Genomic DNA, 20,095 nt, shown 5'->3' with positions numbered 1-20,095 from the left:
CTCCACGAACGCAGGGCGGAATCATGCGGATTTTGTTCACCACGCTGCCGGTGGAGACCCACTTGCGACCCCTGGTGAGCGTGGCGCACGCGGCGCGGCGGCGTGGGCATGAGGTCGCGGTGTGCTCCACCCCCTCTTTCAAGGACGAGGTCGAGCTGTACGGCTTGCGCCACCTCCCGGCGGGACGCGACTGGATCACTCCGATGCTCGCCCCCCTCATGGGCGAGGAGCAGATCCCGCCCGAAGAGATCGCCCGGCTGATGAACCGCCTGGTGACCTCGGGGATCCCGGGCGGGGGCGCGCTGGCCATGGCCAAGGACGTCATCGGCCACGCCCAGGACTTCGGCGCCGACGTGATCGTGCGCGAGGCGTACGAGCTGGGCGGCTGCCTGGCCGGCGAGTCTCTGTCCATCCCGCACGCGTCCGTCGGCGTGGTGGGGCGGATCACCGAGTTCCTCGACGTCAGGCTGATGGCGCCCGCGCTCGGCGAGCAGCGCCGCGCGCTGGGCCTGCGGCCCGACCCGGCGGGCGAGCGCATCTACGCGCATCTGCACGCCCACCTCATGCCGCCGCACTACGACCCGGCCGAGCTGGCCATCCCGGCGCTGCGCTGCTACCGGCACCACACGGTCGACCGGCCGGGAGACCGCCTGCCCGGCTTCGTGGCCGCGCTGCCGGCCGACCGTCCCCTCGTCTACGCCAGCCTCGGCACCGTGGCGCCGCTGTTCCGCGCCGCCGACCGGACCCTGCGGACCATCGTCGAAGCGCTCGGGCAGCTCGACGTCGCGGCCGTGGTGGCGGTCGGCGCGGACAAGGATCCGGCCGCCTACGGCCCGGCGCCCGCGGGCGTGCACCTCACCGACGTGGTGGCCCAGCCTCTGCTCCTGGAGTGCGCCGACCTGCTGCTCACCCACGGTGGTTTCACCAGCGTGCGCGAGGCGCTGCGGTTCGGGGTGCCCATGGTGGCGGTGCCCTGGATCGCCGAGAACCACATCATCGTGCAGCGCTGCGTGGAGCTCGGCCTGGCGGTACGCCTCGACTGGGAGGCGCTCACCCCGGCGGCGGTAGCCGACGCCTGCCGCACCGTCCTGGAAGACCCCGGCTACCGGGCGCGGGCCCGCTCCATGCAGCGGTCCATCCTGGCCCTTCCCTCCCTGGACGAGTTCGTCGCGGACCTGGAGAAGCTGGCGGTGCGGGAGCAGACCCGGTGAGCGACTACCTGGTCGTGGGCGGCACGTACCGGGACGACGTCTATTGGAGCGAGACCGCGTTCGCCTTCGACCTGAGCCTGCAGGCCTCCGCCCATGAGCCGAGCCCCGGCGGTCCCGGTCTGTGCCTGGCCGTCGCGCTGCGCCGTCTGGGCAATCCGGTCACGCTGCTGACCACGCTGGGCCGGTGCGCGGACAGCGAGCTCGCGCTGCAGACGCTGGAGGCCGAGGGCGTCACGGTGCTCGCACAGCGCCACCCCGGTGCGCTGGACCATGCGATCACCGTCATCGACCCGGACGGGGACTCGATGATCGTCACGCATCGGCGGGCGCCCCGTCCCGCGGTCCGCCGCCACTCCGCCGACGTGACGGTCGTCTGCTCGCCGACTCGGCTGGACCGGCTGCTCACGCGGGTGAGCGGCCGCATGGTCCTGATGCCGCACTCGGTGCAGTGCCGCGAGCTGAGCGCCATGGCCGCCGCGGACCGCGCGGCCGTCCTCGCCGCGACGGAGCTGGTGATCGTCAACGAGCGCGAGTACGAACTGCTCCGTCACCTGCCCGAGCTGGATCGGGTGCCCGCTGTGGTGGTCACCCGCGGCGAGCGCGGGAGCACAGTCTTCACCGGCAACCGCGCGCTGTCCGTCGGCGCGGCGGCGGAGGCGGACGTCGCCCGCAACGCCAACGGTGCGGGTGAGGCCTTCGCCGCCGCCCTGCTCACCGCCCGCGAGCACGGCTGTGCCTGGCCGGAGGCCCTGGCGGCGGCCTCGCAGTACGCCTGGCGCCACGTGTCCGACCCGCGTTCCCTGGCCTTTCCACGAGCGCGGCTGTCCGACCTGACCACGACCGCCTTCGCCTTTCCCCTGGAGGGCATCTCATGACAGACCGGCCCGCTGTTCTCATCCTCGAGGAGACGCTGCTCTACGCGGACGCGCTGGCCGTACGGCTGTGCCGCGCGGGACTGCCGAACGTCGAGGTCCGCAGGCGGCTGGACGTGATCGAGGCAGCACGCTTCGACGTCGTGCTGGTCAACACCGGCATGCCGGACAGCGCCCGCCTGGTCGCCGAACTCCACCGCGCCGGCGGACCCGCCGTCCTCATCCTGGGGGCGGCCGAGCGGCACGAGAGCGTGGTGGGCTGCCTGCAGGCCGGGGCGGTCGGCTTCGTCTCCTGGCAGGAGCCGGTCGACAGCCTGGCCGCGGCGATCATCGAGGTGGCGGCGCGCGGGCGGCTGGGCGGACGGCGGCTCACGCCCCGGGAGACCCAGGTGCTGGCGCTGATCTCGGCGGGCATGTCCAACGAGGCCATCGCGCACCGGCTGGGCGTACGACTGCGCACGGTGAAGAATCACGTCCACGCGATCCTCGGCAAGCTGGACGTCCCCAGCCGCGCCGCCGCGGCCGCCCGCTTCCAGGCGACGGGATCGGTCCGGTGAGCAGGGCACCGGAAGAGAAGATCGTGGAGCTCGCGTGGCTCACCCGGACCGCGCGCGAGACCCGTGAGGCGGGCCGCAGGCTGGCGCTCTGCCACGGCTGCTTCGACCTGGTGCACATCGGACACGTGCATCACCTCGGCCAGGCCAGGCAGCTGGCGGACATCCTGGTGGTGAGTGTGAGCTCGGACGTGACCTGCGCGAAGGGGCCCAGCCGGCCCGCGTTCGGCCTGGCGCACCGGATGACGGTGATCGCGGCGCTGGAGGCGGTGGACTACGTGTGCGCCAGCCCCGCCGCGACCGCGGTCGAGGTGATCAGGGCGCTGCGGCCGGACTTCTACGTCAAAGGCCCCGACTACGCCCGCTGCACGGACGACCGGCTCGCCGCCGAGTCCCGCGCCGTCCAGGAGCTGGGGGGACGGACGGTGTTCACCGACGCGCTCGTCACCTCCTCCTCCACCGATCTGCTCGGGAGGTACGGTGCCTAGCTCACGGATCCTGGTGACCGGTGGCTGCGGCTTCATCGGCAGCCACGTCGTCAAGCTGCTGGCCGGGGCGGGGGCGCGGGTCACCGTGCTGGACACCATGGACGCCTACGCCTTCGACTACGCCGAGCGCTTCGGCGTCACCGCGCACGCCGCCGAGATCGTGCACGGGGACGCCGCCGACGCGGAGCTGGTCGGCGGTCTGGTGTCCCGGGCCGACGCCGTGGTGCACGCCGCCGCGTGCGCCGATGTGGCGGCGACCAACCGGGAGCCGGCGCGCGACTTCGCCGCGGGCGTGGCGTCGCTCCAGACCGTGCTGGAAGCGGTCAGGAGAGCCGGGGTGGAGCGGCTGCTGTTCACCTCCTCGGCGCAGGTGTACGGCGAGGCGACCCCGCCCTCGGGCGTCTTCGCCGAGCCGGACGCCCCCGGACCGCCCGGTTCCTTCTACGCCAACTCCAAGTACTGGGGTGAGCAGCAGATCCGGCTCTATCGGGAGCTGCACGGCCTGCGGGCCACCGTGCTGCGGTTCTTCAGTGTCTACGGCCCGGGCCAGGTCCCCAAGGAAGGAAGCCACAGCTGGGCCGTGGCCGCCTTCGCGATGCGGGCGGTCAAGGGACGGCCGCTGGTGGTCCACGGCGACGGGTCACAGGTGCGTGACTTCGTCTACGTCGAGGACGTGGCGCATGCCGTGGTGCGCGCCCTGACCACCCCCGCCGCGGAGGGGCAGACCATGAACGTGGGCACCGGGACCGCCACGTCGATCGCCCGGCTCGCGCAGCTGGTGGCCGAGCGCGTGCCGGGGACGGCGATCGAGCGCGGCCCGCGTCCGGCGGGCGATCCGGAAGGCGCCGCCGCCACGGTGAAGCTGCTGGAGCGCACGCTCGGCTGGCGGCCCGACACCTCGCTCGGCGCCGGGCTGGACCGTTATCTGGCCTGGGTGCGGGACAACCAGGACCTAGTCCCGTCATGGGTGTGAGCCCCGGTCACGAGGTCAGCCTCACACCGGCCTACTTCGACGCCCGCTACGCGGCGGCGGCCGATCCGTGGAACCTCGCCACGAGCTGGTACGAGCGGCACAAGTACGACGTCACGCTGGCCAGCCTGCCGAACGAGCGGTACGCCCTCGCCTACGAGCCCGCCTGCTCCATCGGCGTCCTCACCCGCGGGCTGGCCGCCCGGTGCGACCGGCTGCTCGCCGTGGACTGCGCGGCGGACGCGGTGGCCGCAGCCGCGAGAGCCGTGGCGGACCTCCCGCACGTCCACGTGGCCCGCGCCGTCCTTCCGGAGGACCTGCCGGAGGAGCGCTTCGACCTCATCGTGCTGTCCGAGTTCCTCTACTACCTGTCGCTGCGCGACCTGGAGCTGCTCGTCGACCGGGTGATCGATGCCCTGCTCCCCGGCGGCCACCTGGTGTGCGTGCACCGGCGCGACGGCTCTGGCCCGTGGGAGGGGGCCGAGGTGCACCAGGTGGTGCTCAGCCGCTCCCGCCTGCCGGTCGTCGTGCGTCATGAGGAGGCGGGATTCCTGCTTCATGTGCTGGAAGCCCCCACCCGAGCAACTCCCTGGCGCGGGCCGCGGCCTCGCCCCGGCGGCTGACGCCGAGCTTGTGCAGCAGGTTGTGCACGTGGTTCTTGACGGTACGCACCTCGATGACGAGCTGCCGGGCGATCTCCCGGTTGGACGCGCCGCGGGCGATGAGCGCCAGCACCTCGCGCTCGCGGCGGGTCAGGGAGACGGGCGGACCGGTGGGCGGGAGCCGCGCGGCCAGGCACGCGACGTGCCGCAGCAGCAGCGCGGCGACCCGGGGAGGGCACAGCAGCTCTCCCCGCTCGCACGCGGCGAGCGCTCGCAGCAGGTCCCCGTGCGTGTCCTCCTTGAAGACGAACCCGCTCACCCCGGCCTCGGCGAAGGGGAGGATCGCCTCGGCGGTGGAGTCGATGCCTATGACGAGCGTGGGGAGGATCTGCTGCTGCGACAGCTGCAGGACGATCTTGTGTCCGGCGCCCATGGCGCCGTTCACCAGCGCGATGTTGTAGCGGCCGGCCGCCGCCTCCTCCAAAGCCTGCTCGGCGCGTACCACGGTGACGTGTATTTCCGGTGCATGCCGCCTGAGGCGGTCCGCCAGGGGGTCAGCATATAGTCGGGCGTCGTCCACAAGGAGCAGGCGCACTAGGTTCTCTCCCCAAGCCGCTAATCGTGAAGAAATTACATCCTACTCGAATTGCTGCCGGTGAGTTGTTTTTACCTTGAGGCGGACACATGGTCAACAATCGTCGCCTGGTGCTGTGGGATATCGACAGGACATTGATCCGGTCGACCGGATTCGATCGCCATGTATACGTTTACACAATCACCCGTCTGGCCGGCGCCGACCAGGTCAGACTCCCTCCGGGGGGCACCGGGCGGACCGAAACGGTAATCGTCGAGGAATTGCTGAAGGCCAACGGAGTGGCGCCGGCACTGCTGCCCGAGGCGCTGAAGCTGGTGGAACAGGGCCTGACGGGGGACCTGCGAAAGATGCGGGCCATGGGGCGTACCATGCCGGGGGCCCGTGCCGCACTGGCCGCCACGGCCGGCCTGCCGCACACCGTCACGACCGTCGCGACGGGCAACCTGCGCCGGGTCGCGCACGCCAAGGTGACGGCGTTCGGCCTGGCCGAGTACCTGGACCTCGAGGCCGGCGGCTACGCCGAGGACGGCCGCGACAAGACCGCCGTGGTCGCCGGCGCTCGCGAGCGGGCCGGGCGCAGGCACGGGACCACGTTCTCCGCGGCCAACACGATCCTGGTCGGAGACTCGCTGTCGGACGTCATCGGCGGCGCGGCAGGCGGCGCGAAGGTGCTGGCCACGGCGACCGGCACCGCGACGGCGGCCGAGCTGGCGGCGGCCGGGGCCGCGCTCGTGGTGCCGGACCTGACCGACACCTCCAGAATCGTTGACGCGATAAACAAACTAACCGCTTTATAGGAGGGGTACCAGAAGTCGAGTAGGACCTTCGGCCCGTATCTCCGGAACTTACCGGCGATTTCACAGAAACGTCTGGAAGCCCAGTCACGGTGAATGCCATAATCAACGCGCGCCAAAGTATGAGCACGTGCGGGATAGACCCGACGGCAACCGTGCAAGGAGACTCTGTGCCGACCTTCGTCGTGTTCGCGCGGGTGGACCCTGATGATCGAGGCGAGCCGGACGACGAACTGCTCAAGCCCTACGCGAGGTGGAACGAGACGGTCCGCGCGGAGGGCAGGTGGATCGCCGGGGGCGCCTGCGACCCCGGCGGGCGCGTGCTGACCCGCGGGGACTCCGGGCTCTCGGTCACCGAGGCTCCGGACGGGCAGCAGACGGTCGGCGGGTTCGTGATCGTCCGGGCCGCCGACTACGACGAGGCGGTGCGGCTCGCCGCCACCCATCCGCATCTCGATTGGGGCGCGCTGGAGGTCCGACGGCTCTTCGAGATGTGATCCGAGATGCGATTCAGAATGTCCAGCAACCACCTCTGGAGGAGAACATGGCCGAACCCATCAAGCCGACGTTGGTCACCATCACCCTGCCGGTGAAGGACCTGGCGGCCGCGACCAAGTTCTACAGCGACCTGCTGGGCCACGGCCCGGACTCCGAGCCTGCTCCGGGCAACGCCGAGTTCCAGCTCGGCCAGGATGTCTGGCTCATGCTGTCGGAGGATGACGCCGAGGCCGCGGAGGCGGGCGCGAAGGTGCTGCTCGGCGTGGAGAGCCTGAGCGGCGCGCTGGCCAAGCTGCGGGACATGGGCGTCACGCCCGGCGAGGTCCAGGAGATCGAGGGCGCGCTGTCCTGGAGCGACTTCCGCGGGCCCGAGTCGCATCGGCTGACCTTCGTGGAGCTGAAGGGCTGACATCCGCTCGTCCGAAGGCCGGATCACACGATCCGGCCTTCGGCGTTTCAGTGGGTCTGAGTCTGGTCCCTTGTGCCCATGTCGACGGCAGATCGCCTGCCTATCCTGGCGTTGATCCCACTCCCCCTCGCGGCATGGAACGGCGGTAATGAACGACGACAAGGCCGCATACGGCGACGGCATAGCTGACGTGTTCGACATCTGGTACGGCGAGGAGAGCGACAAGGCCTGCATCGAGGTGCTCACCGAGCTGGCCGGTCCCGGCCCGGTGGCGGAGCTCGGCGTCGGCACCGGCCGCGTCGCGATCCCCTTGGCCCGCTCGGGGCTGGCGGTCACGGGTGTGGAGTCCTCGAAGGACATGATCGACCAGCTCCGCGCCAAGCCCGGCGGCGAGTCCGTCACCCTCGTCCGGGGCGACATGGCCGACGTGCCGATCGACGGCGCCCACAGGCTCATCACGTGCGTGGACAACACGTTGTTCCTGCTGCCCTCCCAGGATGAGCAGGTGCGGCTGTTCGCCAACGTCGCCGCCCGGCTGGCCGACGACGGCTACTTCGTGATCGAGGTCCCGGCCCGCGTGCCGAAGATGGACGAGGACGAGAACGGCATTTTCGTCGAGTGCGTGACTCCCGAGCGCGTCGGGCTCTGGGTGGTGGATCACAACCGTGCCGAGCAGCGCATGTTCATGCAGCAGGTCTCGCTGACCGACGGGAACGTCCGCATCAGGCCCGTGCCCATCCGCTACGCCTGGCCGGCCGAGCTCGACCTCATGGCCAGGATGGCCGGCCTGCGGCTGCGCCACCGGTGGAGCAGCTGGCAGCGCGAGCCGTTCACCTCCGAGTCGATCGTCAACATCTCCGTGTACGCGAAGGCGGGCCAGTGATGATCGACGCCGCTGGATTCAAGCTCTGGAACAGCACGGCCATGGGCCTCTATCTCACCTGCCTGGAGCCGGGCGAGATGCTGGTGGAAGGGCGGGGCACCCGGGTCCGGGACTCCGCGGGCCGCTGGTACCTCGACGCGAGGTCCGGGTTCTGGAACGTCACGCTCGGCTACTCGCATCCGGCGCTGGTGGAGGCCGTCAAGCGCCAGGTCGAGACATTGCCGTACGCGAGCCTGTGGGGCTACGGCCGTCCCGCCTCCCTGGCGGTGGAGACTGCCGCGATGCTCTCACCGCACCTGCCGGGGGACATCGACATGGTGAAATTCCAGAGCAACGGCGCCCAGGCGGTGGAGACCGCCGCGCTGCTGTCACGCCATCTCCACCTGCTGGGCGGCCGGCCGCAGAAGAACGCCGTGGTGGCCATGTGGGGCGGGTTCCACGGGTTCGGGCCGGGCGCCAGTGCCCTGACCGGCCTGCCGTACCTGCACTACCATGCCGGTCCGCTGCTCCCGGAGGTCATCCACGTGCCGGGGCCGTTCGCGCCCATCGGGGAGACGGGCACGCCGGATCTGGTGCGTGTGGTGTCCGACTACGGGCCGGAGCGGGTGAGCGCGGTCGTGGTCGAGCCGGTGATCGGTGAGGGCGGTCACGTGCTCGGCGCCGAGTACCTGCGCCAGATCGCGGACTTCTGCCGCGAGCACGACATCCATCTGATCGTGGACGAGGTCACCACCGGGATGGGCCGGATGGGCGCCTACACCCGCAGCGAGCAGCTGGGGCTCGCGCCCGACATCCTCACCCTCGGCAAGGGCCTGACCGGCGGCTACGTCGGCATGTCGGCCGTGTGCCTGTCCCGCGGCCTCTACCAGCAGCTCCTGGACGCGCCGGTCGAGCGGTTCTTCGCCAGCGGCTCCACCCACGACGGGCACCCGCTCGGCCTCGCCGCCGCGACCGCCGTGATCCGCGTACTGAACGAGGAGAAGATCTTCCAGAACGTCCAGGCGCAGTCCTTGACCCTGCAGACCCGGCTGGAACAGCTCGCCGAGCGCCACGAGAGCGTGAGCGCGGTGCGCGGCGCAGGGCTGATGTTCGCGGTGGAGTTCGCCGCCTCCGGCGACCCCTGGTTCACCAACAAGGTACGCCTTGCGATGGAAGCCCGGGGCGTCCTGGTGGCCGTGCTGAACAGCGTGCCCGCCATCATGATCATCCCGCCGCTGATCGTCTCGGCCGAGGAGGTCGCCGAGATCGCGCACGCGCTGGACGGCGCGCTGGCGGACCTGGCCAACGGCTGGGAGCCCGCCGGCCCGCCCATGAAGGGCTTCGTCTAGGGCGGCGGGCTCCGATCACCGGATCGGGAGTGTGTACTCCAGCGTGTAGTAGGCGACGGGGTCGCCGGTCGTGGTCACCTTGCCGCAGCCGCTGAGGCCGGCGAGGCCGCCGGTGGCCGACCCCTTGACGACGCACCAGTCGGCGTTGATCGCGCCGTTGGGATCGGAGGTGCCGGAGGACTCCATCACGAAGGTGCCGCTCCTGCCCTCCAGCTTGCCGACGAATCTCGCCGTTCCGGTGGAGGTGGCGCTGCCGTCGGGCCGGAAGATCTCCACGTAGACGTGGTATCCGTTGCCGACGAGACCGCCGGAGAACCGCGTGTTGAACACGGTGTTGAGCAGCTTGAAACCGCTCTTGTCGGGAGGGCCGATCTCCTCGACCGTCTGTCCCAGGAGGTCGACCGTGCCCTTGACGTAGGTTGACGATTCCGCGGGCGCGGAAGCCGCCGCGACGGACCCCGCCGGGAGGAGGCCGAGGGCTACGACACTCGCGCCGATCAGGGCAAGCCAGCGTAACGACACCTTTGTCACAATCAGTGAACCTTTCATGGCAGCGCGAAGACAGCGGTCTCCGCAGGGAGGAGGGCATTTGTGGCGAGATAAAGCATGTATCTGCTTAGCGAATCAAGCGAAATACATGCTCAATCATCCATCCATGTCTTGATATAGAGCCAAAGGACCAAATCTCGCCTGGTACCGCGAAATGACGAATTGGACCCCTATCAGTCACCAATATGCAGAGGGGTTTCCCGATGACGAACACGGCGCCTTCGGCCCGCCGGCGGCTCACGCCCTTCACCGTCCTGGCGGCGCTTTTCGCGATCTCCTTGGTGTGCCTGGCCGTGCCCGGCATCGGCCCCGGTGTGCGCGCCGCCACGGCCGACGGCACCCCCGGCACCTTCGTCGCCAGGGAGTTGACCTGTGTCCGCCATCCCGGTCACGAATCGTGCACCTGGACGGGGGACTTCCGGCCGTACCACGGCGCCGGCGTCAAGTCCGGGGTGGAGTTGTACGGCCGCGACCGGGACACGCTGCGGGCGGGAGAGCAGACCGCGGCGATCGATGTCGGCCGGCCGCACCGGGTCTACGAGCCGGGCGGCTCGAACGAGTGGATGTTCAGCGCCTTGCTTCTTCTCTGCGGACTGACGATCCTGGGCTTCCTGCTGCGCACCGCGGCCCGTGCGATCAGACCTTGAACGCGCGGAGGAGACGGTCCGTCTCGTCAGCGAGTCGCGACAGGTCCGCGGCGGGGTCGGCCGAGCGTGCCAGGAGCATGCCGCCTTCGCACAGGGCGCCGAACAGGAGCTGCGCGCGCTGGGCCAGGTTGCCGTCGACGACGTCGCCTGCTTCGACGGCCGCGCGCAGGCCCTCGAGGAGAACCCGCAGCACGTGAGCATATTCCATCTCGCGGACCGCCTCCCAGCCCAATACGGACTGCGCATCCAGGAGCACGATCTGCCGGAAACGCCGGTCCTTGCAGCATTCGAGGAAGGCATGACAGCCGCGGCGCAGCGACACCCATCCGCCGCCCTCTTCCACGGCGGCTCGCTCCAGCTTGGCCGCGACCTCCTGCTGCTCGCGGATGAACGCCGCGCGGAACAACGCCACCTTGCCGCCGAAATGATGGTACGCGGCCCCCTTGGTCACCCCCGCGGCCGCGGCGATCGCGTCGATCGACGTGTCCGCGTACCCCTTGCCGCCGAAGAGCTCTCGTGCGGCGCACACCAGCCGGCCTGTCGTCGCATCCGTGCGCTGCGCCTGGGTGCGGCGGGCCATGGCTCCTCCCTTCGGGTCATATTCGTCCGCTCATATGTAGGCTTGGTCGATGGAGGGGCGAGTCCCGCACGGATGGCATTGCCGCGCATTCGTCGATTGCGACGCTCCGGAACTCGACATATGAATCGAGATGTTTTCCCGGCGGCCGACTTCACGCGCCCTTCCGACCACACAAGAATTCGGCGAGCATGACAGTGCACCCCCGCTGACCGTGATCTGGCCTCACGGCATGTTCACAAGGCGCAGGAACGGAAGCAGCAGCCAGGGTCTGCGACCCGTCACGACGACCTTGCCGCTGAGGAGGGCACGGAGCCTGCTGATCCGGTGGAACAACATCAGGTTGAGCGTGGCCGGATCGAACGACACCCGTACGTCGACGTCGCCTCCCGGCTCCTCAGCCGATATGCGCCCCTTTCGGAGCACCAAGGTCGCATCCGTGGTGTACGGGGAGTGGAATGCGATGGCGATGCGGCGATCCAGGGGCGGCACCCCGGTGTCGAGCAGTCGTCCGACGTCGTTGTGGGCCACGCCCATGAAGAACAGCTCAAAGAACTGCGCGGCCTCCCGGGGCGGGATCTCCCATCGCGTTCCGATGGCGCGGGATATGTCGTGCCCATGGATCTGCAGTTCGTTGAGCAAGTGGGCGAAAAGGCCGGCGAGCGGGATCCGGGAATCACCCAGCCAGGCGATTTGCCGGGCCGGGTCGAGGTTTTCGGTCATGCGCAGCAGTTGACCGATCTCGGCGCGCAGACGCTCGGCGAGGACCCGGGTGTCCCGCTCGGTGAAATGTCGTAACGTGATGACGTTGAACTCTGCCACGGTGTCGAGTGTCGCGCTTTTCATGTGGTCGTTCAGATCCGGGAACGGGAACGGGTCGCGGTCCGACCGGATCACGTATGTGTACAACCACGTGATGGCGGTGACATGAGCCGCGGTTTCCGCGATCGACCAGTCCTTGGTCGCTTTGACATCGAGGGCCGGCGCGGACGAGACCATCGCCGAGAAGCGATCGCCGGTCCGTTCTAGAGCTGTGCGCACGAAAGTCCACTGAGTGTCCGTGATGACAGAGGCCATTTTTTAACCTCCACAAGCCCCAGGAGAGGACGGTACGAAATGCCTGTGCACGGTCACCGCACCGCGACTTTACCACTCAGCCCTTGACTCGCGCTGCCCGCATCGCATGCTTTCCCGGCGCCGAATGGATTCTTATATGGCATGTATCACCGGTCGTCAATGTCATTGTCAATTGCTTACTCGAGCACGCGTGGCCGGTGCTGAGACGGTGCCGGAGGACTAAGAGAGTCTTTGCTGGTAAGTGCCCTCATGTGACCAGGACAGACGGACCGCGAGTAACGGTCGTGGTGGCCAGCAAGGACAGGTTGCGGGCACTGGCCCGCTCCCTCCCGCTGCACCCGCGCCCGGTGATCCTCGTCGACAACGGCTCGACCGATGGGACGGCGGCCTTCGTCCGGCGGCACTTCCCCGACATCGAGGTGGTCGAGGCGGGTGTGAACCTGGGGGCACCGGCCCGCAACGTCGGCGTGCGGCTGGCCGAGACGCCGTACGTGGCCTTCGCCGACGACGACTCCTGGTGGGCGCCCGGGGCGCTGGAGCGGGCCGCCGACGTGCTGGACGCCCATCCTCGGCTGGCCGTGCTGGGGGCGCGGGTCCTGGTGGGGCCCGAGGAGCGGCTGGATCCGGTGTCGGAGCAGATGCGCCGCTCGCCGCTCGGCGTCGAGCCGGATCTGCCGGGGCCGAGTGTGCTGGGGTTCCTGGCGTGCGGGGCGGTGGTGCGCAGGGACGCGTTCCTGGAGGCAGGCGGGTTCGACGACGTGATCTTCTTCTTCGGCGAGGAGGAGCGGCTGGCCGTGGATCTGGCCGCGCGGGGGTGGGGGCTGGCGTACGTGGACGACGTCGTGGCCCACCACCATCCGTCCCCGGCCAGGGACCCGCGGGGCAGGCAGGTGCTGGCCGCGCGGAACGCCGTGCTGACCGCCGTCCTGCGCCGGCCCTGGCGGGTGGTGGCGCGCCGCTCGCTCGACGCCCTGCGCGGCGGCCCGGCCGGATGGAAGGGCCTGCGTACGGCCGTGCCGCGGCTCCCACGGGCGCTGGCCGAACGCCGCGAACTCCCCCAGTCGGTGGAGCGCGCCCGGCGCACGCTGGAGCGGGCCGATGGGTGATCCGCGCGTGGGAGCCGTCGTGATCACGTGGAACCGCCGGGAGGAGGCGCTGACCTCCGTCGGCAGGCTCCTCGCGCTACCCGAGCGCCCGCACGTCGTCCTGGTGGACAACGGCTCCACCGACGGCACCGCCCGGGCCGTCGCCGCCGCCTATCCCGAGGTCGAGGTCGTGGCCCTCGGCGAGAACCTGGGGGCGGTGGGACGGAACGTGGGCGTGGCCCGGCTGCGCACCCCGTACGTGGCCTTCGCCGACGACGACACCTGGTGGGAGCCCGGGTCGCTGGAGCGGGCCGCCGACGTGCTCGACGCACACCCCAGGCTGGCGGTCGTCACGGCCCGCATCCTGGCCGAGCCCGGCGGCCGCGACGACCCGATCGTGGCGGAGCTGCGCGACTCACCCGTAGCCGGCCCCGCCTGGCTCCCCGGTCCGGCGCTGGGCAGTTTCCTGGCCGGGGCGTCGGTGCTGCGGCGGGAGGCGTTCCTGGGATGCGGGGGCTTCAGCCGGCGGCTGTGGCTGGGCGGCGAGGAGGAGCTGCTCGCCGTCGACCTGGCCACGGCCGGATGGGAGCTGTGCTACCTGGAGGAGCTCACCGTGCACCACCAGGCGTCACGCAGCAGGGACCCGCACGCGAGGCGGCGGGTCGGCCTCCGCAACACGTTGTGGTTCACCTGGCTGCGGCGGCCGGTGCGGGCGGCGCTGCGCCGCACCGCGCATCTGGCCAGGACCGTGCCCCGCGACCGGATCTCGGCGCTCGCCGCGTTCGACGCCCTGCGCGGCCTGCCGTGGGTGCTGGCCGAGCGGCGTCCTGTGCCGCCGCGGGTGGAGGCCAGACTGGCGAGTCTGGAGGCCTCGCAGGCCGGCTCGCGCGCCCGCCGTTACATCTCGTGAGCATGGGGCAGCAGACAGTCATGACGACAATTCCGAATCCGATCGACCTGCAGAAGCACCTGAGCGGCGTGGACTACCCCGCCAGCAAGCAGGACCTGATCAAGGCCGCGCGCGACCACGGCGCGGGCGACGACATCGTCAAGGCCCTGGAGGCCATGCCGGACCGCGAGTACGACGGCCCGAACGCCGTCAGTCAGGCGGTCGCCAAACGGTGACGTGGGAGCGCGGCGGGCGGGCCCACCGGCTCGCCCGCCGCGCTGTGCCGCTCACCCGCGCCCGGCGGTCAGCGCGAACGCCCACACCGGCACCAGGCCGCGCTTGAGCAGCCGGAACGTCGGCAGGGGGCTGCGCGTGACCGTCTCCTTGTAGATCACGGCCGCCCGTCCGGTCAGATACCACCTGCGCGGGCTGTCGTCCGGCCGGGTGAACTGGATGACCGCGTCCCCGCGCCCGAGGCTGACGGGCTGATGGACGTACCCGAACCTGAAGGGCTTGGGGGTCCTGCCGCGCAGCGTGGCGGCCAGCGAGTCGGCCGCGTGCAGCCCGGTCGGGATGCCGCCCTGGCAGGTGCCGTGCAGCACACCGAACGGCAGGCTGACCGCGGCGGCGTCGCCGACGGCGTACACGTCGGGGTGGGACACCGAGCGCAGCGCGGCGTCCACGACGATCCTGCCGCGCTCGTCCACGGTCAGCCCGGCCCCGGCGGCCAGAGGGAGGCCCTGGGTCCCCGTGGTCCAGAGGGTGGCGTCGGAGTGGATCAGTTCGCCGCCGGCCAGTTCCACCGCGTCGGGCAGGACCTTGGTGATGTCCGCTCCCGAGCGCACCTCGACGCCGAGCCGCGCCAGCGTCGCGTCCAGGTGGGCCCGGGCCCGCTCGCCCATCATGGAGCCGGGCCGGCCTCTGGTGACGAGGACGACCCGCAGGTGGGGGCGGGCCTCGGCGAGCTCGGCCGCCGACTCGACGCCGGTCAGCCCGCCGCCGGCCACGACCACCGTGCCGCCGCCTGCGAGCGCGTCGAGCCGTTCGGAGAGCCGTACGGCGCTCGCGTGATCGTCGTAGGTGTAGGCGTGCTCGGCCACGCCGGGTACCGAGGTGTCGGTGACGGTGCCGAGCGCGTAGATCAGCTTGTCGTAGCGGAGCACCCGCCCGCCCTCCAGCCGCGCCTCGCGCCGCCCGGTGTGGAGCCCGGCCACCTTCCCCTGCACGAACCGGACGCCGGTGCCCGCCAGCACTTCCTCCAGCGCGTAGTCCGCCAACTCCTCACCGGCCGCCGTCTGGTGCAGCCGGAGCCGCTCGGTGAACCTCTCGGAGGCGTTCACCAGCGTCACCTTGCCACCGATGCGGCGGGTCCTGGCCGCGACCCTGATGGCCGCCGCGATCCCGGTGTAGCCGCCACCCAGTACGAGAATGTCGGTCATTTTCCTTACCTCCTCGATTCGTGGCAGAGGACGAATCGAGGAGGCGCGAATGTGACATCCCGGCCGGCGTCCGTCCCCGCCCGCGTGTGCGCGGCCCGGGGACGCCGGCGCGACGGCTCAGGGAACCTGCCAGCCGCGTTCGCGGAGGGCGTCGATGAGAGGGGCGGCGGCGTCGGGCTGGACGGACAGCTCGGCGATGCCCAGGGGCAGGCCGGGGGCGTGCTCCAGACGCACGTCCTCGACGTTGACCCCCACCTCGTCGCACACCTGGAACAGCCGCGCCAGCTGCCCGGGACGGTCGCCGATGACGACCTGGACGACGGCGTAGGCGGAGGCCGGGCCGCCGTGCTTGCCCGGGATGCGCTCGCGGCCGGCGACGCCGCGCTTCAGCAGCTGGGTGAGCTCGCCGGTCGCGGTGCCGTCGCCCTCGGCCAGGGCCCGCAGCGCGCTCGCCGCCTCGGCCAGGTCGTGCGCGACGGCCTCCAGCACCTCGGCGACCGGGGCGGCGTTGCCGGACAGAATGCCGAGCCACAGCCCGGGGTCGCTGCCGGCAATCCGCGTGACGTCGCGGACGCCCTGACCGGCCAGGCCGAGCGCGACGTCGGTGGCGTCGGCCAGGCGCGCGGCCACGGCGGAGGCGGTGACGTGGGGCGCGTGGGAGACGACGGCCACCGCGCGGTCGTGCTCGCCGGCGCTCACCTCGACCGGGTTGGCGCCGCACAGCTCGATCAGCTTGAGCACGGCCGCCTTGGCGTCGGGACGGGCCTCCTGCGTGGGGCACAGCGCCCACGGGCGGCCCAGGAACAGGTCGTGCCGCGCGGCGCCGGGGCCGGACTTCTCGCGCCCGGCGAGGGGGTGGGAGGCGACGTAGGTCGTCAGGTCGCAGCCCAGCTGCGTGGCCCGGTCGATGGGCTCGGCCTTGACGCTGGCCACATCGGTGTAGAACCGGGCCACGTCGTGCCGCTGCAGCTCCAGCAGCTCGCTCGCCACATGCGCCGGAGGCACCGCGATGACGGCCAGGTCGACCCCCTCGGCGGCCGGGCTGCCGAGGACCCACTCCTCGCCCGCGCCGAGCTCCCGTGCCAGCCGTACGGCTCCCTGGTCGCGGTCGGCGAGCAGGACGCGTACGCCGTGCTTACGCAGCGCCAGCGCCGCGGAGGTGCCGATGAGACCGGTGCCGACGACGAGCACGGTACGAAGTTCCATCTCGATGTCCTGATTTATCGGGCCGTTTGGGGTTGTGAGTGTGCCTGGCCGCGCTTGCCGGCGGCTTACTGCGCGATGTCCTGCCGCAACGCCACCGCGCCACGCAGGTAAACGTGCTGGATCTCGGCCCGGGGGCGGTCGGTCTCGACGTGGGCCATGAGGCGTACGACGCGGGGCAGCGCGCCGGGCACGTCGATCTCGGTGCAGCAGATCAGCGGCACATCGTGGAAGCCGAGCTTCCGCGCCGCCAGCGCGGGGAACTCGGCCGTCAGGTCGGGCGTGGCCGTGAAGAGCACGCTGATCACATCGTCTGGGGTCAGCCGGTTGCGCTCCATGATCGCGCTGACGAGCTCGGTCGTGCCCGCGATGATCGAGTCACGATCGTTGGCGTCCACCTGGATCGCCCCACGAATCGCCCGCACCATATGGTTCGTCCCCTTCTGATAAGCGGGAGAGCCCGTGCGGAGGTTCGCACGGGCTCCTGCGTTCCGGCCAGATTACAGCTTCACGGCCGCATACAGCTCGCCGACCTCTTTCAAGGTCAGCGCCCGTACGGTGCCGGGCTTGGTACGGCCCAGCTTCACCGGGCCGAACTCGATCCTGGCCAGGTCGATCACCCGGTGGCCGGCCTCCTCCAGCATGCGCCGGACGACGTGCTTACGGCCCTCGTGCAGCACGACCTCGACCAGCGCCTGCTGGCCGTGCTCCTGCACGACGCTGAAGTCGTCGGCGCGGGCGATGCCGTCCTCCAGCTCGATGCCCTGCTTGAGCCGGCGCCCCAGGTCTCTGGGGATCGGCCCGGGCACCTTGGCCCAGTATTTCTTCTGCACGCCGTAGCTGGGGTGCGTCAGCCGGTTGGCCAGCTCGCCGTCGTTGGTGAGCAGCAGCAGGCCCTCGGTCTCGGTGTCGAGCCGGCCCACGTGAAACAGGCGCGGGGCCAGCTCCTGGACGTAGTCGGCCAGGCACGGCCGGCCCTGCGGGTCGTCCATGGTCGACACGACGCCGATGGGCTTGTTCAGCGCGTAGTAGACCAGGTTGGGAGCCGTGGGGATGCGCTTGCCGTCCACGTGGATGACCTGCCTGGCGGGGTCGACCTTGGCGCCGAACCGCCGTACGACCTGACCGTCCACGGTGACCCGGCCCTCGCCGATCATCTCCTCGCAGGCCCTGCGGCTGGCCACGCCCGCCTGCGCGAGCACCTTCTGCAGCCGTACGCCGTCGGGCACCTCGGTGGTGTCGCGCTCGTCGGTGTAGCCCTCGGGGTACAGGTCGCGGTCGCGGATGGGCTGGCGGGCCGCCTTGATGCGGGCCTGCTGCGGGCTGCCCGGGCTCTTGCCGAGGGTCTGCACGTCGTCACGCCTGGGGGCACGGTCGGGACGGCCGGTACGGGCGTCGCCGTCGGGCTTGCCGTAGCGGGCACGGGTCGAGGCCACGGTCCGGGGGGCGGTGTCCTCCCTGCGGCCACTGCGGTCCGCGCGGAAGGCCGCCCGCTCGTCCCGCCGCTCGCCACCGTAACCGCCGCGCTCGTCACGGCGCCCGGCGCCGTATCCCCCACGCTCCTCGCGACGCCCGGCGCTGTATCCGCCACGGTCGTCACGGCGCCCAGCACTGTATCCGCCGCGCTCCTCGCCACGCCCAGAGCCGTATCCGCCGCGCTCCTCGCGGCGACCGGCGCCGTAGCCCGCACGCTCCTCGCGGCGCCCGGCGCTGTATCCGCCACGGTCGTCACGGCGACTGGCACCGTAACCCGCACGGTCATCACGACGCCCGGCTCCGTAGCCGCCACGGTCGTCACGGCGACTGGCACCGTAACCAGCCCGCTCGTCCCGGCGCCCGGCGCCGTAGCCGCCACGGTCGTCGCGGCGGTCGGAGCGGGAGCCGTCGCGGTCGCCGCGAGGGCGCTCATAGCGGTCGCCACGCGAATACCGGTCGTCTCGGTCTCCGCGCGGCCTGGAGTCGCGGTCGCCGCCGGCATAGCGGTCGTCGCGGGTGTACCGGTCATCCCGATCATTGCGGGAGTAGCGCTCCTCGCGGCCTCCGGAACGGGTGTTACGGCCCTCGGCGTCGCCGTCGCGGCCGGCGGGCCTGCCGTACCGGGCGCGGGTCCCGCCCCGGTCGGCGCGAAGGGAGTCGCGGGAGTCGCGGGAGGGGCGGGCGTCGCTCACGGAGTCGCGGCCGTAGCCGCGGTCGCGGTCGTCGCGTCGAGAGCCGCCGCGGGGGTCGTCACGGAAGTCGTCGCGGTCGGAGCGGAAGGCGGGACGTCCACCGCGGCCGGCACTACGGCCCGAGCCGCCGGTGCGTCCACGACCGCGTCCATCACCGGACGGGGTGCTTCGCCTGTTGATCACTTTGTTGTCTCCTCGAGGTTTTCCACGTCGTCAGGGAGGAAGGGAGCGAGCTCGGGGAGCTCGCTGAGATCCCGCAGTCCCAGACGTTCAAGGAAGTATGACGTTGTCCGGTAGAGCACTGCCTGGCTCTCCGGGTCGGTGCCGGCCTCTTCGACCAGCCCCCTGGCGACGAGCGTCCGCATGACGCCGTCGCTGTTGACGCCGCGTACGGCGGCGACGCGGGCACGGCTCACCGGCTGCCGGTAAGCCACGACCGCGAGTGTTTCGAGCGCGGCCTGGGTCAGCCGCGTCTGCTGGCCGTCCCGTACGAAGCGCTCGACCAGCGGCGCGCAGTCGGCGCGGGTGTAAAACCGCCAGCCGCCTGCTACTTCTCGCAAGTCAAAACCCCTGCCGGCGGCCGTATATTCCGCCGCCAGCCCCCGCAACGCCGCGGCCACCTCATGGGTGGGCCGCTCCAGCACCTGCGCCAGAGTCACCTCGGCCACAGGCTCGTCAACGACTAGCAGGATAGCCTCCAGCGCCGCCTCAAGCGTCGGCCCCCTGTCTCCCTGCTCCGGATCGCCTTCGTCGTCGTCCCCTTCACCGGCGATCGGCCCGGCCTGCCAGGCACGTGCCTCACCCGCGGCGTCACCCGGCTCCCCGGCCGCCCGCCTTGCGCCGGGCTCCAGCGCACCGCCTCCCGCCGACCCGGCGCCCGAAGGGCGAGCCGCCGATCCGGGAGCGGGAGTCCCGGCCGTCGGCCCAGCGACCGCCGCATCGGCCGCCATCCCGCGACCAGTGCCGGCCGACGCTTCCGGGACCGACGCTCCGGCCGACGGCTCGGCCTTCAGGCGCTCGGGCTCGTCCGCCATACCACCCCGCACGTCGCGGTCATCGGCGATCGGCTCGGCATCCCACCCACCCGACCCGGCCCCGGCGTCACCCGAATCCTCGGCCGCGCGGCTCGCGCCGGACTCCGCCGCACCGCCTCCCTCCGGCCCGGCGGCCGCGGGCCGATGGCCCGTCGGCGCGTCGCCCGACGGCGGCTCGTCCAGCGCCGATGCACCCTCCAATGCCGCGTCGGCCGCCTCCTCC

The 20,095-nt window shown here is 71.2% G+C and carries 23 protein-coding genes and 1 pseudogene; 15 read left to right on the top strand and 9 right to left on the bottom strand.

Going from position 1 to position 20,095, the window contains the following annotated elements:
* Positions 1 to 23: 23 nt before the first annotated feature.
* The 6 genes from ID574_RS44335 to ID574_RS44310 are packed head-to-tail and all read left to right on the top strand — an operon-like array spanning position 24 to position 4,718.
* Complete coding sequence (locus ID574_RS44335; RefSeq protein ID WP_188195054.1) at positions 24 to 1,211, top strand: glycosyltransferase; 1,188 nt, start codon at positions 24 to 26, stop codon at positions 1,209 to 1,211.
* Complete coding sequence (locus ID574_RS44330) at positions 1,208 to 2,086, top strand: carbohydrate kinase family protein (protein WP_188195053.1); 879 nt, start codon at positions 1,208 to 1,210, stop codon at positions 2,084 to 2,086. The genes ID574_RS44335 and ID574_RS44330 overlap by 4 nt, the downstream gene beginning before the upstream one ends.
* The gene (locus ID574_RS44325) at positions 2,083 to 2,640 is read left to right on the top strand and encodes a LuxR family transcriptional regulator (protein WP_188195052.1); all 558 of its coding nucleotides are present in this window, start codon (positions 2,083 to 2,085) and stop codon (positions 2,638 to 2,640) included. Before ID574_RS44330 ends, ID574_RS44325 begins: the two co-directional genes overlap by 4 nt.
* Positions 2,637 to 3,125 (top strand): adenylyltransferase/cytidyltransferase family protein, encoded by a 489-nt coding sequence (locus ID574_RS44320; RefSeq protein WP_188195051.1) that lies wholly within the window; start codon positions 2,637 to 2,639, stop codon positions 3,123 to 3,125. Before ID574_RS44325 ends, ID574_RS44320 begins: the two co-directional genes overlap by 4 nt.
* Positions 3,118 to 4,098, top strand: coding sequence for an NAD-dependent epimerase/dehydratase family protein (locus tag ID574_RS44315; RefSeq protein WP_188195050.1), 981 nt, complete (start codon positions 3,118 to 3,120; stop codon positions 4,096 to 4,098). The genes ID574_RS44320 and ID574_RS44315 overlap by 8 nt, the downstream gene beginning before the upstream one ends.
* Positions 4,089 to 4,718, top strand: coding sequence for an SAM-dependent methyltransferase (locus ID574_RS44310; RefSeq protein WP_188195049.1), 630 nt, complete (start codon positions 4,089 to 4,091; stop codon positions 4,716 to 4,718). Before ID574_RS44315 ends, ID574_RS44310 begins: the two co-directional genes overlap by 10 nt.
* A gap of 34 nt (positions 4,719 to 4,752) precedes the next feature.
* On the opposite strand, the pseudogene ID574_RS60740 reads toward ID574_RS44310, so the two are convergent.
* Positions 4,753 to 5,130: pseudogene (locus ID574_RS60740) on the bottom strand (LuxR C-terminal-related transcriptional regulator); the annotation flags it as partial.
* 251 nt (positions 5,131 to 5,381) lie between these two features.
* Here ID574_RS60740 and ID574_RS44305 point away from each other — a divergent pair.
* From ID574_RS44305 to ID574_RS44285, 5 genes are all read left to right on the top strand, one after another.
* The gene (locus ID574_RS44305; protein ID WP_188195048.1) at positions 5,382 to 6,089 is read left to right on the top strand and encodes an HAD family hydrolase; all 708 of its coding nucleotides are present in this window, start codon (positions 5,382 to 5,384) and stop codon (positions 6,087 to 6,089) included.
* A gap of 167 nt (positions 6,090 to 6,256) precedes the next feature.
* Positions 6,257 to 6,583 (top strand): YciI family protein, encoded by a 327-nt coding sequence (locus ID574_RS44300; protein ID WP_188195047.1) that lies wholly within the window; start codon positions 6,257 to 6,259, stop codon positions 6,581 to 6,583.
* A gap of 47 nt (positions 6,584 to 6,630) precedes the next feature.
* The gene (locus ID574_RS44295; RefSeq protein ID WP_188195046.1) at positions 6,631 to 6,993 is read left to right on the top strand and encodes a VOC family protein; all 363 of its coding nucleotides are present in this window, start codon (positions 6,631 to 6,633) and stop codon (positions 6,991 to 6,993) included.
* A 148-nt stretch (positions 6,994 to 7,141) separates the two neighbouring features.
* Positions 7,142 to 7,876: a class I SAM-dependent DNA methyltransferase gene (locus ID574_RS44290; protein WP_188195045.1), complete on the top strand. Its 735-nt coding sequence runs from the start codon at positions 7,142 to 7,144 to the stop codon at positions 7,874 to 7,876.
* The gene (locus ID574_RS44285) at positions 7,876 to 9,204 is read left to right on the top strand and encodes an aminotransferase family protein (RefSeq protein WP_188195044.1); all 1,329 of its coding nucleotides are present in this window, start codon (positions 7,876 to 7,878) and stop codon (positions 9,202 to 9,204) included. The genes ID574_RS44290 and ID574_RS44285 overlap by 1 nt, the downstream gene beginning before the upstream one ends.
* A 15-nt stretch (positions 9,205 to 9,219) precedes the next feature.
* Here ID574_RS44285 and ID574_RS44280 read toward each other — a convergent pair whose 3' ends face one another.
* Positions 9,220 to 9,726 carry a DUF3224 domain-containing protein gene (locus ID574_RS44280; protein ID WP_188195043.1) on the bottom strand — a complete coding sequence of 169 codons (507 nt, stop codon included), beginning with the start codon at positions 9,724 to 9,726 and terminating at the stop codon, positions 9,220 to 9,222.
* A 230-nt stretch (positions 9,727 to 9,956) separates the two neighbouring features.
* Between ID574_RS44280 and ID574_RS44275 the strand changes: the two genes are divergently transcribed.
* Positions 9,957 to 10,400 (top strand): hypothetical protein, encoded by a 444-nt coding sequence (locus ID574_RS44275; protein WP_188195042.1) that lies wholly within the window; start codon positions 9,957 to 9,959, stop codon positions 10,398 to 10,400.
* Here the strand turns inward: ID574_RS44275 and ID574_RS44270 are convergent.
* On the bottom strand, positions 10,390 to 10,980 hold the full coding sequence (locus ID574_RS44270; protein ID WP_188195041.1) for a TetR/AcrR family transcriptional regulator: 591 nt from the start codon (positions 10,978 to 10,980) through the stop codon (positions 10,390 to 10,392). The two genes, ID574_RS44275 and ID574_RS44270, sit on opposite strands and share 11 nt — an antisense overlap.
* A gap of 222 nt (positions 10,981 to 11,202) precedes the next feature.
* On the bottom strand, positions 11,203 to 12,054 hold the full coding sequence (locus ID574_RS44265) for a DinB family protein (RefSeq protein WP_188195040.1): 852 nt from the start codon (positions 12,052 to 12,054) through the stop codon (positions 11,203 to 11,205).
* 251 nt (positions 12,055 to 12,305) lie between these two features.
* Between ID574_RS44265 and ID574_RS44260 the strand changes: the two genes are divergently transcribed.
* From ID574_RS44260 to ID574_RS44250, 3 genes are read left to right on the top strand one after another with little or no spacing between them, the layout of a single operon-like run.
* On the top strand, positions 12,306 to 13,160 hold the full coding sequence (locus tag ID574_RS44260) for a glycosyltransferase family 2 protein (RefSeq protein ID WP_223167701.1): 855 nt from the start codon (positions 12,306 to 12,308) through the stop codon (positions 13,158 to 13,160).
* The gene (locus tag ID574_RS44255) at positions 13,153 to 14,049 is read left to right on the top strand and encodes a glycosyltransferase family 2 protein (protein ID WP_188195039.1); all 897 of its coding nucleotides are present in this window, start codon (positions 13,153 to 13,155) and stop codon (positions 14,047 to 14,049) included. The genes ID574_RS44260 and ID574_RS44255 overlap by 8 nt, the downstream gene beginning before the upstream one ends.
* Before the next feature lie 20 nt (positions 14,050 to 14,069).
* Positions 14,070 to 14,264, top strand: a complete 195-nt coding sequence (locus ID574_RS44250) for a DUF2795 domain-containing protein (RefSeq protein ID WP_188195038.1) — start codon at positions 14,070 to 14,072, stop codon at positions 14,262 to 14,264.
* A gap of 51 nt (positions 14,265 to 14,315) precedes the next feature.
* Here the strand turns inward: ID574_RS44250 and ID574_RS44245 are convergent, their stop codons facing one another.
* From ID574_RS44245 to scpB, 5 genes are all read right to left on the bottom strand, one after another.
* Positions 14,316 to 15,467 carry an NAD(P)/FAD-dependent oxidoreductase gene (locus tag ID574_RS44245; RefSeq protein ID WP_188195037.1) on the bottom strand — a complete coding sequence of 384 codons (1,152 nt, stop codon included), beginning with the start codon at positions 15,465 to 15,467 and terminating at the stop codon, positions 14,316 to 14,318.
* A 117-nt stretch (positions 15,468 to 15,584) separates the two neighbouring features.
* Complete coding sequence (locus ID574_RS44240; RefSeq protein ID WP_188195036.1) at positions 15,585 to 16,673, bottom strand: prephenate dehydrogenase; 1,089 nt, start codon at positions 16,671 to 16,673, stop codon at positions 15,585 to 15,587.
* 65 nt (positions 16,674 to 16,738) lie between these two features.
* The gene (aroH, locus tag ID574_RS44235; RefSeq protein ID WP_188195035.1) at positions 16,739 to 17,098 is read right to left on the bottom strand and encodes a chorismate mutase; all 360 of its coding nucleotides are present in this window, start codon (positions 17,096 to 17,098) and stop codon (positions 16,739 to 16,741) included.
* Between the two features lie 72 nt (positions 17,099 to 17,170).
* Positions 17,171 to 19,021, bottom strand: coding sequence for a pseudouridine synthase (locus ID574_RS44230; protein WP_223167700.1), 1,851 nt, complete (start codon positions 19,019 to 19,021; stop codon positions 17,171 to 17,173).
* The gene (scpB, locus tag ID574_RS44225) at positions 19,018 to 19,611 is read right to left on the bottom strand and encodes an SMC-Scp complex subunit ScpB (RefSeq protein WP_188195138.1); all 594 of its coding nucleotides are present in this window, start codon (positions 19,609 to 19,611) and stop codon (positions 19,018 to 19,020) included. The genes ID574_RS44230 and scpB overlap by 4 nt, the downstream gene beginning before the upstream one ends.
* Positions 19,612 to 20,095: the final 484 nt, after the last annotated feature.

It is taken from the genome of Nonomuraea sp. SYSU D8015 (genome assembly GCF_008065375.1).
GTDB lineage: Bacteria > Actinomycetota > Actinomycetes > Streptosporangiales > Streptosporangiaceae > Nonomuraea.
The sequence above is the reverse complement of the archived record's forward strand: the minus strand, read 5'-3'. Positions and strand labels throughout refer to the sequence as shown.

Bases quoted from the DNA above. Each gene is read 5' to 3' on its own strand.
- ID574_RS44270 (WP_188195041.1), bottom strand. From the start codon at position 10,980: ATGGCCCGCCGCACCCAGGCGCAGCGCACGGATGCGACGACAGGCCGG.
- ID574_RS44310 (WP_188195049.1), top strand. From the start codon at position 4,089: ATGGGTGTGAGCCCCGGTCACGAGGTCAGCCTCACACCGGCCTACTTC.
- ID574_RS44240 (WP_188195036.1), bottom strand. From the start codon at position 16,673: ATGGAACTTCGTACCGTGCTCGTCGTCGGCACCGGTCTCATCGGCACC.
- ID574_RS44265 (WP_188195040.1), bottom strand. From the start codon at position 12,054: ATGGCCTCTGTCATCACGGACACTCAGTGGACTTTCGTGCGCACAGCT.
- ID574_RS44285 (WP_188195044.1), top strand. From the start codon at position 7,876: ATGATCGACGCCGCTGGATTCAAGCTCTGGAACAGCACGGCCATGGGC.
- ID574_RS44290 (WP_188195045.1), top strand. From the start codon at position 7,142: ATGAACGACGACAAGGCCGCATACGGCGACGGCATAGCTGACGTGTTC.
- ID574_RS44245 (WP_188195037.1), bottom strand. From the start codon at position 15,467: ATGACCGACATTCTCGTACTGGGTGGCGGCTACACCGGGATCGCGGCG.
- ID574_RS44250 (WP_188195038.1), top strand. From the start codon at position 14,070: ATGACGACAATTCCGAATCCGATCGACCTGCAGAAGCACCTGAGCGGC.
- ID574_RS44335 (WP_188195054.1), top strand. From the start codon at position 24: ATGCGGATTTTGTTCACCACGCTGCCGGTGGAGACCCACTTGCGACCC.
- ID574_RS44275 (WP_188195042.1), top strand. From the start codon at position 9,957: ATGACGAACACGGCGCCTTCGGCCCGCCGGCGGCTCACGCCCTTCACC.
- aroH (WP_188195035.1), bottom strand. From the start codon at position 17,098: ATGGTGCGGGCGATTCGTGGGGCGATCCAGGTGGACGCCAACGATCGT.
- ID574_RS44255 (WP_188195039.1), top strand. From the start codon at position 13,153: ATGGGTGATCCGCGCGTGGGAGCCGTCGTGATCACGTGGAACCGCCGG.
- ID574_RS44295 (WP_188195046.1), top strand. From the start codon at position 6,631: ATGGCCGAACCCATCAAGCCGACGTTGGTCACCATCACCCTGCCGGTG.
- ID574_RS44325 (WP_188195052.1), top strand. From the start codon at position 2,083: ATGACAGACCGGCCCGCTGTTCTCATCCTCGAGGAGACGCTGCTCTAC.
- ID574_RS44305 (WP_188195048.1), top strand. From the start codon at position 5,382: ATGGTCAACAATCGTCGCCTGGTGCTGTGGGATATCGACAGGACATTG.